We start from the raw sequence: 13412 nt of genomic DNA on the forward strand, positions 1-13412 counted from the left end.
AGTGACCGAATATCAAGCGCTGGTAGCTCTCTTTTTTTATTGAAATGGCGTTAGCTGCGCTTGGGCTAGGGCCGAGGCGGTCAGTGCCTGCTGGCTAGGCCATTGGTCAGCCAGTGCGCCATGCTCCCAAGCAGCTTGGCAGGCGGTGCTGTGGCTGTCTGTGCCTGGGCGCCAGCGTGCTGCCACCAGGCCTGCCAGTACATCGCCGGTGCCGCCAATCGCAAGGCGAGCGTTGCCCGTGGGGTTGATGTGCGGGGTGTGCTCGGGGCTGGCGATGATGCTGCCAGAGCCTTTGAGGACGATGGTGGATTGCAGCTGATCTGCCAGCGTTTGTGCGGCAACCAAGCGCTGGGCTTGTACTTCGGCGGTGGTGCAGCCCAGTAGGCGCGCGGCTTCTAGGGGGTGGGGGGTGAGGATGGTGCGCTGCCCGCGTGCGCGGCGCGTTTGCAGGGAGGCGCGCAGTGCTGGTTGGTGTGCCAAAGTGTTCAGCGCGTCAGCATCCAGCACCAGTTGTGGGGTGAGTGTCAGTGCCTCGGCAAGCCAGGGGGCTATGGCCGTGCCGCCGCCACAGCCGCAAACTACGGTGGCATGTGCAAGGTGGGCGTGGGTGCTGGAAGTGCTGGCTTGCATCACATCAGGCAAGGTGCTGCAAATACTCGGGGGGGCAGTATCCAGCAGGTGTAGCAGCGTGCGCCCTGCGCCGTGGTGCAGGGCGGTGCTGGCAGCCAAGATGGCCGCGCCCGTCATGCCGGGTGCGCCGCCAATCACCAAAACATCGCCAAAACTGCCTTTGTGGCTGTTGTGCGGGCGTTGCGTGGGTGCTGGGGCAGCATTCAGCCATGCGCTGGCGGGGTGCAACTGTAGCGCGTTGTCGCAGTCGAGTGTTTCCCACCAAATATCGCCACAGGCATCACGGCCGTCGCCTGTGAAGAGGCCAGGTTTGAGTGTCAGAAGGCTGAGGGTATGGCGGCTGCTGGGGCCCCAGGTGTCTGGCGGGCGGCAGTGGGGGTGCCAAATGCCGTGGTCCGTATCAAGGCCTGTGGGGATGTCAATGGCCAGCGAATGCGCGGGACTGCAGTAGCTGCTGTGCAGCAGTTGTTGCACGGGGTTGGTTGTCGCTGTGGATTGCGCGCGCTGGCCAAGCCCGAGGAGGGCGTCAATCACCACGTCGTCGGCGCTCAGCGTGGGTGTGTCGTGCACCTCCAGCCAATGCAGGGGGCTTTGGCGCGCTTGTTGCCAGGCGCGCAGGGTGTCAGGGCTGCAGTGCTCGGCGTTGCCTAACCAGTGCACCCAAACAGTCAGTCCGCGTTGTGCCAGCGCATGGGCAGCTTCCAGGCCATCGCCGCCATTGTTGCCGGGGCCGCACAGTACCCAGGCTTGGCGTGCATGGGGAGCAATTGCGCAGGCCAGTCGCGCCGCAGCATGGCCTGCGCGTTGCATCAAGCTGGGGTGTTGCGGTGTGGCGAGTGCCGCTTGCTCAATAAGTCTGCTGCTTTGCGCATTCCACAGCGGTAGAGCTAAGGCTTGGTGGGGGTGAATGCGCTGCAGCATGGCTCGTCCTAAAAACGTTGGGGTGAGAAGGCTTGCATGTCGATGGCCGGTGTTTGGCGCTGCACCATGTCAGCAATGGCGCGGGCGCAGCCGGCCGCCAAGCTGATGCCGTGGCTGCCGTGTGCGATATTGAGCCATACATTCGGGTGTCCGCTGGGGCCAACTGCTGGAAGGCCGTCCGGCAAGTAGCCGCGATTTCCACGCCATACCTGCACCTGGGGGGAGGATAAGTGCGCTCCGCCCGGGAACCAGTCGTTAAGCAGGCGGTACATGCGCTGCAGTGTGTGGTTGTGATGTGCAGCGCCTGCATGGCTGCCCATTTCAAGCCCGGCTGTGATACGAATGCGTTGCCCCATGCGGCTGATGGTGGCTTGCTGCGCCCAGTCCATGATGGCCGCGCGCGGCGCTTGCAGTGCGTCGCGCACGGGTGCCGTCACGCTGTAACCCCAAATGGGCATCAATGGCAGTCGCAGGCCCAATGACTCGGTAAGCTGGTGCTTGGCACCTGTACACAGCACGATGGCGTCAAAGGGGTGGAGCTGCCCAGAGATTTCGAGGCCAGTAGGCTGCGTGCTGATTTTCTGCACCGATATACCGGTGCGGAAAATCGCACCCATTGCCTGGGCTTGCATGCGCAGGTAATGCGCCCACAGACGCGGGTTGATGGACTCGCTGTCGGGAAAGTGCAGGGCGTTGAGCCAGGCAATCTCTTGGCCCAGACCTGGCTCTAGGGCTTGGGTTTGGGTGGCGTTGAGGAGTTGGCATGTCACGCCCTGCGCTTGAAGTGACGCAAGCTGAGTGTTCCAGAATGCCACTTCCTGTGGCGTGCGTAGCAAAACCAGACTGCCGGCCTTGTGTTCTGCCGCCATCTCGGTGTCATCACAGTTTTGCCAGCGCAAGCTGGCGCTGTAGCTGCCCAGTGTGTGCAGAGCAGTGCAGAACGGTTGATTCCCTTGCTTGTGCGCAAGCTTTCCGTTTTTTTTCCACTGGCGCATCCAGCGCCAATTTGCTGAGCCCAGCATGCCCGGGGCTTGCAACAGGCTGGCCCCGCTGCGCAAAGATTTCAAGGGCATGCCCGCGCCAGGAGCGGCCAAGCTTTGCGCGACCAAAGGCGACAGCCAGCCGCCAGGAGCAAAGCTGGCATCTTCGGCGGCGGCATTCATTTGTTCGTAGACGGTAACTTGGTGCCCGTCTCGGGCAAATTCCAAGGCCGTGGAGATGCCGGTGATCCCGGCTCCCACGATGGCGATATTCATGGCGTGTAGGCGCTAGTGCGGAACTCATGATTTTGACGTGCAAACACTGTCTCCAGTAGTGCAATTCGCAAAGAAATATAAAGTGTTGATTAGCGTCTCGTGCATCCAGCGATCACAGGCTTGTGAGTACATGTTGGCGATGCGTGCTTCTGTCTTGTGCTAAAATTTTTCGGCTTTGCAGTTGATTGCCTCGTAATGTGCGTGGCATGGCTTGCAAAGCTAATCGCAAATCAGCTCTCATAAGGTGTTGTTGACGCTGTTGTCCACAAAATCGAGTTGCATTTAAGACCTAACCTTTTGGAGAAAATTATGTCCGTTACCATGCGCGAAATGCTGGAAGCCGGTGTCCACTTTGGTCACCAAACACGTTTCTGGAACCCCAAGATGGCCCCGTTCATCTTCGGTCATCGCAACAAGATTCACATCATCAACCTGGAAAAGTCCCTGCCCATGCTGCAGGACGCCCAGAAGTTCGCTAAGCAGCTGGCTTCTAACGGTGGCACCATTTTGATGGTTGGTACCAAGCGTCAAGCCCGTGAGCTGGTTGCTGAGCAAGCTCAGCGCGCAGGCGTTCCCTTCGTGGACCAGCGCTGGTTGGGCGGCATGCTGACCAACTTCAAGACGGTGAAGACTTCCATCAAGCGTCTGAAGGACATGAAGGCCCAGCAAGAAACTGGCCTGGAATCTTTGTCCAAGAAGGAACAGCTGATGTTCGCTCGCGAACTGGAAAAGCTGGAAAAGGACATCGGCGGCATCCAAGACATGGCAGCTCTGCCTGACGCTATTTTTGTGATCGACGTGGGCTTCCACAAGATCGCTATTTCCGAAGCCAAGAAGCTGGGTATTCCATTGATCGGTGTGGTGGACTCGAACCACAATCCCGAAGGTATCGACTACGTGATTCCTGGTAACGACGATTCTGCAAAGGCTGTTGCTCTGTACGCTCGCGCCATTGCTGACGCGATCTTGGAAGGCCGCGAAGCGCGTCTGAACGACGTGGCTAAGGTTGCTGCTGGCGAAGGCTCTGACGAATTCGTCGAAGTGGAAGATTCCGCTGCCTAAGTCCTGGCTGCGCGACGTGTCGCGATAAAAAAGCGGGGCTCTACGTAGCCCCCTTTTTTTAGCTGAAATCCTGTAACGATTTGAACTGAATACGGAGAAACAAGATGGCTGCAATTACCGCAAGCATGGTGGCTGAACTGCGCGCAAAGACTGATGCGCCCATGATGGAATGCAAGAAGGCGCTGACAGAAGCTGATGGTGATATGACCAAGGCGGAAGAGCTGCTGCGAGTGAAGCTGGGCACCAAGGCTGGTAAGGCTGCTTCGCGCGTGACTGCTGAAGGCGTGGTGGCTTCCTTCATCGATGGCAACGTCGGTGCTCTGATTGAAGTGAACAGCGAAACTGACTTCGTGTCCAAGAACGACAGCTTCTTGGCAATGGCTGCAGCTGCTGCGCAATTGGTTGCAAAGCACAACCCCGCAGATGTGGAAGCGTTGGGTGCTGTAGCTTACGAACAAGACGGTTTTGGCCCCACACTGGAAGATGTGCGCAAGGGGTTGATCGGCAAGATTGGCGAAAACATGTCTTTCCGTCGCTTTAAGCGCTTTGAAGGCAATCTGGCTTCGTATGTGCATGGCACGCGCATTGGCGTGATCGTCGAGTTCGAGGGCGATGCAACTGCTGCGAAGGACGTGGCAATGCACGTTGCTGCCATGAAGCCTGTGGCATTGACTTCTGCGGATGTGCCTGCTGAGCTGATCGCCAAGGAGCGTTCGGTGGCAGAAGGTAAGGCAGCTGAATCTGGCAAGCCTGCTGACATCGTGGCCAAGATGGTCGAGGGTTCCGTTCAGAAGTATCTGAAGGAAGTTTCCTTGGCTGACCAAGTGTTCGTGAAGGCTGCTGACGGCAAGCAGACCGTGGCGCAGATGCTCAAGGCTGCCAATACCACCGTAAAGGGCTTTACGCTGTACGTGGTGGGTGAAGGTATTGAGAAGAAGGCTGACGACTTCGCAGCTGAAGTGGCTGCCCAGATGGCTGCTGCCAAGGGCGCCTGATCAGCCTCTGGTGCTGACTGCTCTCGACCGATTTCCAACCCATAACCACTTACAACACCGGAGTTACCCATGACACAAGTTCAACCAGCCCACAAACGCATCCTGCTGAAGTTGTCTGGCGAGGCGCTCATGGGGGACGACCAGTTCGGCATCAACCGCGCCACGATCGAACGCATGGTGGCCGAGATTGTCGAAGTGACCAAGGTGGGCGTTCAGGTGGCGGTGGTGATCGGCGGGGGCAATATTTTCCGCGGCGTGGCGGGCGGGTCGGTGGGTATGGACCGCGCCACAGCGGATTACATGGGCATGCTGGCTACGGTGATGAATGCCTTGGCATTGGCAGATGCGATGGACAAGCAAGGCTTGACCGCACGCGTGATGTCGGCCATTGGCATTGAGCAAGTGGTAGAGCCTTATGTACGCCCCAAAGCGTTGCAGTACCTTGAAGAAGGTAAGGTGGTGGTGTTTGCCGCCGGAACTGGCAACCCTTTCTTTACGACAGATACGGCTGCAGCGCTGCGCGGTGCTGAGATTGGTGCAGAAGTGGTTTTGAAGGCCACGAAGGTGGATGGCGTATACACTGCTGACCCAATGAAGGATCCTACGGCCACTCGTTACACCAAGCTGGCTTTTGATGAAGCCATTGGTCGTAATTTGGGCATCATGGATGCCACGGCTTTTGCTTTGTGCCGCGACCAAAAGCTGCCCATCCGCGTATTCTCCATCGTGAAGCCTGGCGCGCTGCTGCGCGTGGTGATGGGTGAAGATGAGGGCACGCTGGTACACGCTTGATTAATTTAAAGCGACTTTAGGCCTTCCCTGTGCAAGCATGGAAGGCCGTTTGCTTTCAGAGGTAATAAATATGACGATTGCTGACATCAAGAAAACCGCCGAAACCAAGATGGGTCAGTCCCTGGAGGCGTTGAAAAACAACTTGTCCCGTATTCGCACAGGACGCCCCAGCCCTCAGTTGCTGGATGTGATTCATGTCGATTATTACGGCTCCATGGTGCCGCTGTCACAGGTGGCCAATGTGTCTTTGCTGGATGCGCGTACGCTGAGTGTGCAGCCTTGGGAAAAGAACATGGCGGCCAAGGTGGAGAAAGCCATTCGGGAAAGCGATTTGGGGCTGAACCCTGCTTCTATGGGTGACTTGATTCGTGTGCCCATGCCTCCTATGAGCGAAGAGCGTCGCAAGGAGATGACCAAGCTGGCGCGTAACGAAGGTGAGGCTTCGAAGGTGGCTGTACGTAATTTGCGTCGTGATGCCAACGAAGCGGTGAAGCGTTTGGTCAAGGATAAGGAAGCTTCTGAAGACGATCAAAAGCGCTCGGAAGCAGAGATCCAAAAGCTGACTGATAAAAATATTGCTGAGATCGACGCTTTGGTGGCAGCCAAAGAAGAGGAAATCATGGCCGTTTAAGGCTGTGTGAGTGCGCGGGGAAGAACGATGACCCAATTACATGTAATTCCTCGCCACATTGCCATCGTGATGGATGGCAATGGACGCTGGGCCAAGAAGCGTTTTCTGCCTCGCTTGGCCGGCCATAAGCAAGGTGTTGAGGCTTTGCGCCGCTGTGTGCGCTTGTGCATTGCGCGAGGTGTGCGCGTGCTGACGGTGTTTGCGTTTTCATCTGAAAACTGGAATCGTCCGGCAGAAGAGGTTTCAGGGTTGATGAACCTTCTGGCGGGGGCTTTGGCGCGCGAAGTACCCAGCTTGCATGCAGAGGGTGTGCGGCTGCACTTTGTGGGAGAGCGCGCTAGCTTGTCTGACAAGGTGCAATCCGGGTTCGCGCAAGCAGAAGCATTGACAGTAGCCAATGACCGATTGGTGCTGAATGTCTGCTTTAACTACGGCGGTCGCAGCGATATTGTGCAGGCGGCTGCACATGTGGCGGCGCAAGGGCAAACTATGACCGAGCAAAGCTTGAGCGCTGCGATGGGCATGGCGCACGTGGCAGATCCTGACCTGATCATTCGCACGGGCGGAGAGTTCCGGATTAGTAATTTCCTGCTGTGGCAGGCGGCATACTCGGAGTTGTACTTCAGTCCCGCCTTGTGGCCGGATTTTGATGCGGCTGATCTCGATGCCGCGATTGCGGACTATGCGCAGCGCGAGCGCCGCTTTGGTCAAACATCTGAACAAATCACACAGTCGTCGGCATCAGCGGTGGCTATTTAACCCAGGGAGAAACTCCCATGCTCTTGCAGCGTGTCATCACAGCCGTGGTGTTGCTGGCTATTTTGTTGCCAGCCCTTTTTGCCTCTAATCCATTAGCGTTCAACATCATTGTTTTGGTGATGCTGGCAGCGGGCGCTTGGGAGTGGGGGCGGTTGATTGGCTTGCGTGCTGTGGGGGCGGCTGTCACGGGTGTTGTGATGCTGCTGCTGTGCCTGTTGACATGGCAGCAGGGCTGGCTGTTGAATTCCTATCGTGTCTTATGGGTGGTTGCTGGCGGTGCTTGGGTGTTGCTGAGCGTATTGCTCGTTAAGGCTGGGGTGCCTGCTTGGGGCCGGGTGCCGCAATGGATGCGCTGGCTGGCAGGAATGCTGGCACTGTGGGTGGCAGGCTTGGCCATTGTGCAAGCGCGCCAGATCGGGATTAATTTTTTGTTGTCTGTACTGGCCTTGGTATGGGTGGCAGACGTCTTTGCCTATTTCTTTGGGCGCGCTCTGGGGCTGCGTTTTACCAAGCAAAAACTCGCACCAACGATCAGTCCCGGCAAAAGCTGGGAAGGTGCTTGGGGGGGGGCTTTGGGCGTAGTTCTGATGTCATTTGCCTGGGTGTGGATAGATGCCGCTCAGAAGGTAGCGGTTGCAAGCTTTTACACGCGCCTGTACGAGCAAGGTTGGTGGCTGCTGTTGGTGGCAACTTTGTTCATGGCTGCGATGAGCGTGTTGGGTGACTTGGTGGAGTCTTTGATCAAGCGCAGCGCAGGATTTAAGGACAGCAGCCAGCTTTTGCCCGGCCACGGCGGCGTGCTGGATCGTATTGACGCGCTCTTGCCCACCTTGCCGCTGGCCATGATGCTGACTTCTTTGGTGCAATGATGAAACAACGTTTGACGGTGCTGGGCTCTACGGGCTCGATTGGAACAAGTACTTTGGATGTCGTGCGGCGGCATCCGGCAAGCTATGAAGTTTTTGCGCTGAGTGCAGCTACGCAGGTTGATGTGATGTTGGCGCAGTGCGCCGAATTCAAACCGCGGTATGCGGTGATGGCCAGTGCTGTTCATGCCAAGGCATTGGCAGAGAAATTGCAGTCAAATGGGGTTGTAACGCAGGTGCTGCAAGCGCAAGATGCTCTTGAACAAATAGCATCGCATCCAGAAGTCGATGCTGTGATGGGGGCGATTGTGGGGGCAGCCGGCTTGTCCCCCTGCTTGGCTGCTGCCAAAGCAGGCAAACGCTTGTTGCTGGCGAATAAAGAAGCGTTGGTGGTCGGCGGTGCACTCTTTATGGAAACGGTGCATGCCCATGGCTGCACTTTGTTGCCGATTGATAGCGAGCATTCGGCCATTTTTCAATGCTTGCCAGAAGACCGTTCCACATGGCGCGCGCGGATCGATAGCTTGTTGCTAACGGCTTCCGGCGGGCCCTTTAGGCAGCGTGATCCCGCTACGTTGGCAGAGATTACGCCTGCACAGGCCTGCAAGCATCCCAACTTTTCAATGGGGCGGAAAATTTCGGTAGATTCCGCCACGATGATGAACAAGGCCTTGGAAGTTATTGAGGCGCGCTGGCTCTTTGATGTGGAGCCGGATCAAATCAAGGTCGTGATACATCCGCAGCAAATTGTGCATTCCATGGTGCAGTTCAAAGATGCGTCCATCTTGGCGCAGTTGGGAACGCCAGATATGCGTGTACCGATTGCATGTGGGCTGGCGTGGCCAGAGCGTATTGAGAGTGGGGTTGCGCCGCTCGATTTCACCGCTTTGGCAGGGTTGACGTTTGAAGAGGCCGATGCTCAGCGTTTTCCGGGGCTGCATCTGTCGTGGCAAGCGTTGAAAGCACCTGAAGGTACTACCGCGGTGTTGAATGCCGCAAATGAAGTGGCTGTGGCTGCTTTCTTGTCGGGCCAATTGCGTTTTGACCGCATTCATGCGGTGAACCTGGAAACATTGAGTGCGGTGACTCCACCGCAGCCCCGTAATGTGGGTGATTTGCTCGCATTGAACGATGAAGCGCGCAGCGTCGCTGCTGAGGTGCTGGAGCGGTTTGCTGCGTGATGGCTTGCACTAGCTACGAAGGGGAGACAGCATGCTGACCTTGGTTGCCTTCATCGTTGCCCTGGGGTTGCTGATAGCCATTCATGAATATGGCCACTATCGCGTGGCAGTGGCATGCGGTGTCAAAGTGTTGCGGTTTTCGATTGGGATGGGAAAGCCCCTTTTGACCTGGAAACGTGCTGGCTCAGATACGGAGTTCGTGATTGCGCTGTTGCCGCTGGGCGGTTATGTGCGCATGCTGGATGAGCGTGAAGGTGCAGTTCCTGCCGATCAACTGCACCAAGCCTTTAACCGTCAGCCTTTGCGTAAGCGCGCAGCCATTGTTGCGGCAGGCCCTTTGGCTAATTTGCTTCTCGCAGTGGTGCTGTACAGCGTTGTGAACTGGGTGGGCCAGGAGCAGCCCCAGGCAGTGATTGCTGCCCCGAAGGTGGGAACGCTGGCGGAGCAAATGGGGTTGCGTGGCGGTGAACGGGTGCAATCCGTGCAAGTGGGGCAAGATGCTGCGGTTGAGGTGGAGTCCTTTGAGGAACTGCGCTGGCAATTGACGCAAGCTGCATTGAATGGCCAAGATGCGACGCTGACATGGATGGGTGCGGAGGGGAACGACCTTGCGCAAGGTGTCATGCGTCTGTCTACATTAGCGCAAAGTAGCCTAGATCAGACCGCTTTAAAGCGCATAGGGATTGATGCGCCTTGGACCCCTCCTGTCCTGGGTGAGATCATTGCACAGACGCCAGCGCAAACTGCGGGGTTGCAAGTTGGTGATGTGGTGATTGCAGTGAATGGACGCACCATCACAGATGGCACGCAACTGCGAGAGTTGATCAAATCGGCTGCTGCTGATGAAAGCTTGCGCGACCAGGCGTGGAGAGTTGAGCGTAACCAACAATTGTTAACCATTCGGGTGCAACCAGATCTTGTGTCAACGCCAGACGGAGAAATTGGTCGCATCGGTGCTTATGTGGGTGGCCGTCCTGAGATGGTCTGGGTGCAAAAAGGGGCATTTGAGGGGCTTGCTTTAGGCATCCGCAAGACTTGGGAGGTATCACTTTTAAGTCTGCAGATGATGGCAAAGATGCTGTTGGGGCAAGCTTCCTTGGAGAATTTGAGCGGGCCCTTGACGATTGCGGATTACGCAGGAAAGTCAGCAGGCCTAGGCCTGACACAATATGTATTGTTTTTGGCGCTCATCAGCGTTAGTCTTGGCGTTTTGAATCTCTTGCCACTTCCTGTCTTGGATGGGGGGCACCTGATGTATTATCTTTGGGAGGCAGTCACTGGGAAGCCTGTAAGTGACGCTTGGATGGAGCGCTTTCAACGGGTAGGCATAGCCCTTTTGCTGGTGATGATGTCCATTGCTTTATTTAACGATCTCAGCCGCCTTGGGGGCTAATCAACACAGTCAAACTGCCTACTTCGAAGTTGGCGCCTGTATCACAAATGAAATTCTCAAAAAATAGATTTGGCGTTCGTACGGCAACTGCCGTGGCGGCTTGGCTCTGCGCTGCTCAAGCAGCTTGGGCCTTAGAGCCTTTCAAGGTTCAAGATATCCGTGTGGAAGGCTTGCAACGTGTTGAAGCTGGTACTGTCTTTGCTTCCATGCCGCTGCGCGTGGGAGATGACTACAGTGACGACAAAGGGGCCGCAGCCATCCGCTCCTTGTTCGCTTTGGGGCTGTTTAAAGACGTGCGCCTGGAGGCGAACGGCAATGTGCTGGTAGTCGTTGTAGAAGAACGGCCTACGATTGCAGGGGTTGAATTTGTTGGTACTAAAGAATTCGACAAGGAAGCGCTGCAAAAAGCCATGCGTGATGTTGGGTTGGCTGAAGGGCGACCATTCGACAAAGCTTTGGCTGATCGTGCCGAACAAGAGCTCAAACGCCAGTACATCAACCGCAGTCTGTACGGCGCTGAAGTGGTGACGACAGTAACTCCGATCGAGCGGAACCGTGTAAATTTGACGTTCTCTGTTACTGAAGGCGATGCCGCAAAAATTAACGATATCCGTATCGTCGGTAACAAGGCTTTTAGCGAGTCAACACTGAAAAAACAGTTTGACCAAGATACGGGGGGCTGGTTGAGCTGGTACACCAAGTCCAATCGTTATGCGCGCAGCAAACTGAATGCAGACTTGGAAACTTTACGCTCTTATTATTTGCAGCGTGGGTATTTGGATTTTCGAATTGACTCGACCCAAGTAGCAATTTCGCCAGACAAACAAAAAATTTCCTTGGTGGTGAATGTTCACGAAGGTGAAAAATTCGTTGTCTCCGGTGTTGAGTTAGAAGGCAATTATTTGGGGCGTGACGATGAGTTCAAGTCGCTCGTGAAGATTCGTCCGGGACAGGCCTACAACGCAGATTTGGTGGCAGAAACGACCAAAGCTTTTTCGGATCACTTTAGTAATTTTGGTTTTGCATTTGCTCGTGTTGAGGCTGTTCCCGAGGTGGATCGCGAAAACAATCGCGTAGCATTTGTCTTGCGTGCTGAGCCTTCGCGCCGTGCTTACGTGCGCCGTATTCAGGTGACGGGTAATGACCGCACGCGTGACGAAGTGATTCGCCGGGAGTTTCGTCAATTTGAGTCTTCGTGGTACGACGGTGACAAAATCAAGTTGTCGCGTGATCGCGTAGACCGTTTGGGTTATTTCACAGAGGTTGATGTGGATACCCAAGAGATTCCGGGTTCGCCAGACCAGGTTGATCTGGTGGTGCATGTGAAGGAAAAACCCACTGGTGCTGTGACTTTGGGCGCGGGTTTCTCTAGCGCAGAAAAAGTTTCTTTAAGTTTTGGTATCAAGCAAGAGAACGCTTTTGGCTCGGGTAATTATCTGGGTCTGGATGTTAATACCAGTAAGTTCAATCGCACGCTGGTTGTTAGTACTACCGATCCGTATTTCACGCAGGATGGTATTTCCCGCACTATAGATGCTTATTACAGGACTTCACGCCCCTACACAAGTGATTCCTTTGATGTAAATGGAGCAGTCGTGAAAGCTGAAGATATGTACAAGATTGTTTCTAAGGGAGCATCTGTACGTTTTGGTGTGCCATTTACAGAGATAGATACGGTTTATTTTGGTTTAGGCTTTGAACAGACTTCTGTTAATAAGGGCTATGCCATGCCTGTCCAATATGAAGACTACGCAGATAAAAGTAATGTAGCTATACCGCTAACTCTAGGTTGGGGGCGAGATTCTCGGGATAGCGCTCTTGCGCCCAATTCAGGTCGATACCAGCGATTTAATGCAGAGTTGTCTGCTGCAGGTGACATGAAGTATGTCAAAGCTAACTATCAGTTCCAGCAGTACATTCCGGTAACTAAAGCAATTACGTTTGCCACTAATGCAGAGTTGGGGTGGGGCAAGGGATTGGGTGGGAATCAATATCCAATCTTTAAGAACTTCTATGCTGGTGGTTTGGGTTCCGTGCGTGGTTTCGAGCAGGGAAGTTTAGGCCCAGCTTCCGATTGTTATGTTGGAGCATCAGTATGTCCTGTTAATGGATATAGATCCTACCTTGGCGGTGCAAAGAAGGTAGTCGTAAACTTTGAATTAATCGCGCCATTTCCGGGTGCAGGCAATGACAAAACGCTGCGTTGGTTTACGTTTGTCGACGCAGGTGCAATTTATAGTGAGAATGACCCGATGCGGGCTAGCGAAATTCGTGCCTCGGCTGGCATCGGATTGAGCTGGATTTCTCCTTTGGGACCGCTGCGTCTTGCGTGGGCAAACCCTATTCGCAAGAAAAATGGTGATGAGCTGCAAAAGCTTCAATTTCAAATTGGAACATCTTTCTGATGAAAAACATATATCGCACATTGGCAGTATCTGCCTTGTTGGGTAGCCTGACGCTGACTGCTTACGCGCAGGATTTCAAAGCTGGTTTTGTGAATACAGACCGGATTTTCCGTGAGGCAAATTCCGCAAAAGCGGCGCAAAGCAAGTTGGAGCAAGAGTTTTCCAAGCGCGAGCGTGAGTTGGTGGCTGCAGGCAAAACACTGAAAACGGCCTCGGAAGCGTTTGAGCGTGATGCACCTACGTTGTCTGAAAGCCAGCGTATTGCGAAACAGCGTGCTTTGGTGGATCAAGATCGTGATTTCCAGCGCAAGAACCGCGAGTTCCAAGAAGATCTGAATGCACGCAAGAACGAAGAGTTGGCGCGTGTTCTGGAGCAGGCCAATCGCATTGTTCAGCAGGTTGCAGAGGCTGAAAAATACGATGTGATTTTGCAAGAAGCGGTTTATGTTAATCCCAAGCATGACATCACTGACAAGGTGATCAAAGCTTTGAATGGGGCCGCGAAGTAGGATTCTGAGGAC

The 13412-nt window shown here is 55.1% G+C and carries 12 protein-coding genes; 10 read left to right on the plus strand and 2 right to left on the minus strand.

The window, feature by feature from the left end:
* Positions 1-36 precede the first annotated feature (36 nt).
* On the minus strand, positions 37-1551 hold the full coding sequence (locus QEP12_RS01625; protein ID WP_174862749.1) for an NAD(P)H-hydrate dehydratase: 1515 nt from the start codon (positions 1549-1551) through the stop codon (positions 37-39).
* A gap of 8 nt (positions 1552-1559) precedes the next feature.
* Positions 1560-2807 carry an NAD(P)/FAD-dependent oxidoreductase gene (locus QEP12_RS01630; protein ID WP_284213169.1) on the minus strand — a complete coding sequence of 416 codons (1248 nt, stop codon included), beginning with the start codon at positions 2805-2807 and terminating at the stop codon, positions 1560-1562.
* Between the two features lie 309 nt (positions 2808-3116).
* Here QEP12_RS01630 and rpsB point away from each other — a divergent pair, with 309 nt between their 5' ends.
* The 10 genes from rpsB (at position 3117) to QEP12_RS01680 (ending at position 13400) form a co-directional block, all read left to right on the plus strand.
* Positions 3117-3869 carry a 30S ribosomal protein S2 gene (gene rpsB, locus QEP12_RS01635; protein ID WP_219162297.1) on the plus strand — a complete coding sequence of 251 codons (753 nt, stop codon included), beginning with the start codon at positions 3117-3119 and terminating at the stop codon, positions 3867-3869.
* A gap of 104 nt (positions 3870-3973) precedes the next feature.
* On the plus strand, positions 3974-4864 hold the full coding sequence (gene tsf / locus QEP12_RS01640; protein ID WP_174862747.1) for a translation elongation factor Ts: 891 nt from the start codon (positions 3974-3976) through the stop codon (positions 4862-4864).
* 69 nt (positions 4865-4933) lie between these two features.
* Positions 4934-5656 carry a UMP kinase gene (pyrH, locus tag QEP12_RS01645; protein ID WP_042412227.1) on the plus strand — a complete coding sequence of 241 codons (723 nt, stop codon included), beginning with the start codon at positions 4934-4936 and terminating at the stop codon, positions 5654-5656.
* Between the two features lie 70 nt (positions 5657-5726).
* Complete coding sequence (gene frr / locus QEP12_RS01650) at positions 5727-6287, plus strand: ribosome recycling factor (RefSeq protein WP_174862746.1); 561 nt, start codon at positions 5727-5729, stop codon at positions 6285-6287.
* Between the two features lie 27 nt (positions 6288-6314).
* Positions 6315-7046 (plus strand): polyprenyl diphosphate synthase, encoded by a 732-nt coding sequence (uppS, locus tag QEP12_RS01655; RefSeq protein WP_284213170.1) that lies wholly within the window; start codon positions 6315-6317, stop codon positions 7044-7046.
* Positions 7047-7063: 17 nt separating this feature from the next.
* A complete protein-coding gene (locus QEP12_RS01660; protein ID WP_284213171.1) occupies positions 7064-7915 on the plus strand; it encodes a phosphatidate cytidylyltransferase in 852 nt (283 codons plus the stop codon).
* Entirely contained in the window at positions 7915-9093 is a 1179-nt protein-coding gene (gene ispC, locus QEP12_RS01665; protein ID WP_284213172.1) for a 1-deoxy-D-xylulose-5-phosphate reductoisomerase, read from the plus strand. The genes QEP12_RS01660 and ispC overlap by 1 nt, the downstream gene beginning before the upstream one ends.
* A gap of 31 nt (positions 9094-9124) precedes the next feature.
* Positions 9125-10486, plus strand: a complete 1362-nt coding sequence (gene rseP / locus QEP12_RS01670; protein WP_174864292.1) for an RIP metalloprotease RseP — start codon at positions 9125-9127, stop codon at positions 10484-10486.
* A gap of 47 nt (positions 10487-10533) precedes the next feature.
* A complete protein-coding gene (gene bamA, locus QEP12_RS01675; RefSeq protein WP_284213173.1) occupies positions 10534-12891 on the plus strand; it encodes an outer membrane protein assembly factor BamA in 2358 nt (785 codons plus the stop codon).
* Positions 12891-13400 carry an OmpH/Skp family outer membrane protein gene (locus QEP12_RS01680; protein ID WP_174863817.1) on the plus strand — a complete coding sequence of 170 codons (510 nt, stop codon included), beginning with the start codon at positions 12891-12893 and terminating at the stop codon, positions 13398-13400. The genes bamA and QEP12_RS01680 overlap by 1 nt, the downstream gene beginning before the upstream one ends.
* Positions 13401-13412 lie beyond the last annotated feature (12 nt).

This window comes from Comamonas jiangduensis, from assembly GCF_030162955.1.
In the GTDB taxonomy this organism is placed as follows: domain Bacteria; phylum Pseudomonadota; class Gammaproteobacteria; order Burkholderiales; family Burkholderiaceae_C; genus Comamonas; species Comamonas jiangduensis.

Coding starts and splice junctions, on each gene's coding strand:
- QEP12_RS01625 (WP_174862749.1), bottom strand. CDS start 1,551: ATGCTGCAGCGCATTCACCCCCACCAAGCCTTAGCTCTACCGCTGTGG.
- QEP12_RS01630 (WP_284213169.1), bottom strand. CDS start 2,807: ATGAATATCGCCATCGTGGGAGCCGGGATCACCGGCATCTCCACGGCC.
- rpsB (WP_219162297.1), top strand. CDS start 3,117: ATGTCCGTTACCATGCGCGAAATGCTGGAAGCCGGTGTCCACTTTGGT.
- tsf (WP_174862747.1), top strand. CDS start 3,974: ATGGCTGCAATTACCGCAAGCATGGTGGCTGAACTGCGCGCAAAGACT.
- pyrH (WP_042412227.1), top strand. CDS start 4,934: ATGACACAAGTTCAACCAGCCCACAAACGCATCCTGCTGAAGTTGTCT.
- frr (WP_174862746.1), top strand. CDS start 5,727: ATGACGATTGCTGACATCAAGAAAACCGCCGAAACCAAGATGGGTCAG.
- uppS (WP_284213170.1), top strand. CDS start 6,315: ATGACCCAATTACATGTAATTCCTCGCCACATTGCCATCGTGATGGAT.
- QEP12_RS01660 (WP_284213171.1), top strand. CDS start 7,064: ATGCTCTTGCAGCGTGTCATCACAGCCGTGGTGTTGCTGGCTATTTTG.
- ispC (WP_284213172.1), top strand. CDS start 7,915: ATGAAACAACGTTTGACGGTGCTGGGCTCTACGGGCTCGATTGGAACA.
- rseP (WP_174864292.1), top strand. CDS start 9,125: ATGCTGACCTTGGTTGCCTTCATCGTTGCCCTGGGGTTGCTGATAGCC.
- bamA (WP_284213173.1), top strand. CDS start 10,534: ATGAAATTCTCAAAAAATAGATTTGGCGTTCGTACGGCAACTGCCGTG.
- QEP12_RS01680 (WP_174863817.1), top strand. CDS start 12,891: ATGAAAAACATATATCGCACATTGGCAGTATCTGCCTTGTTGGGTAGC.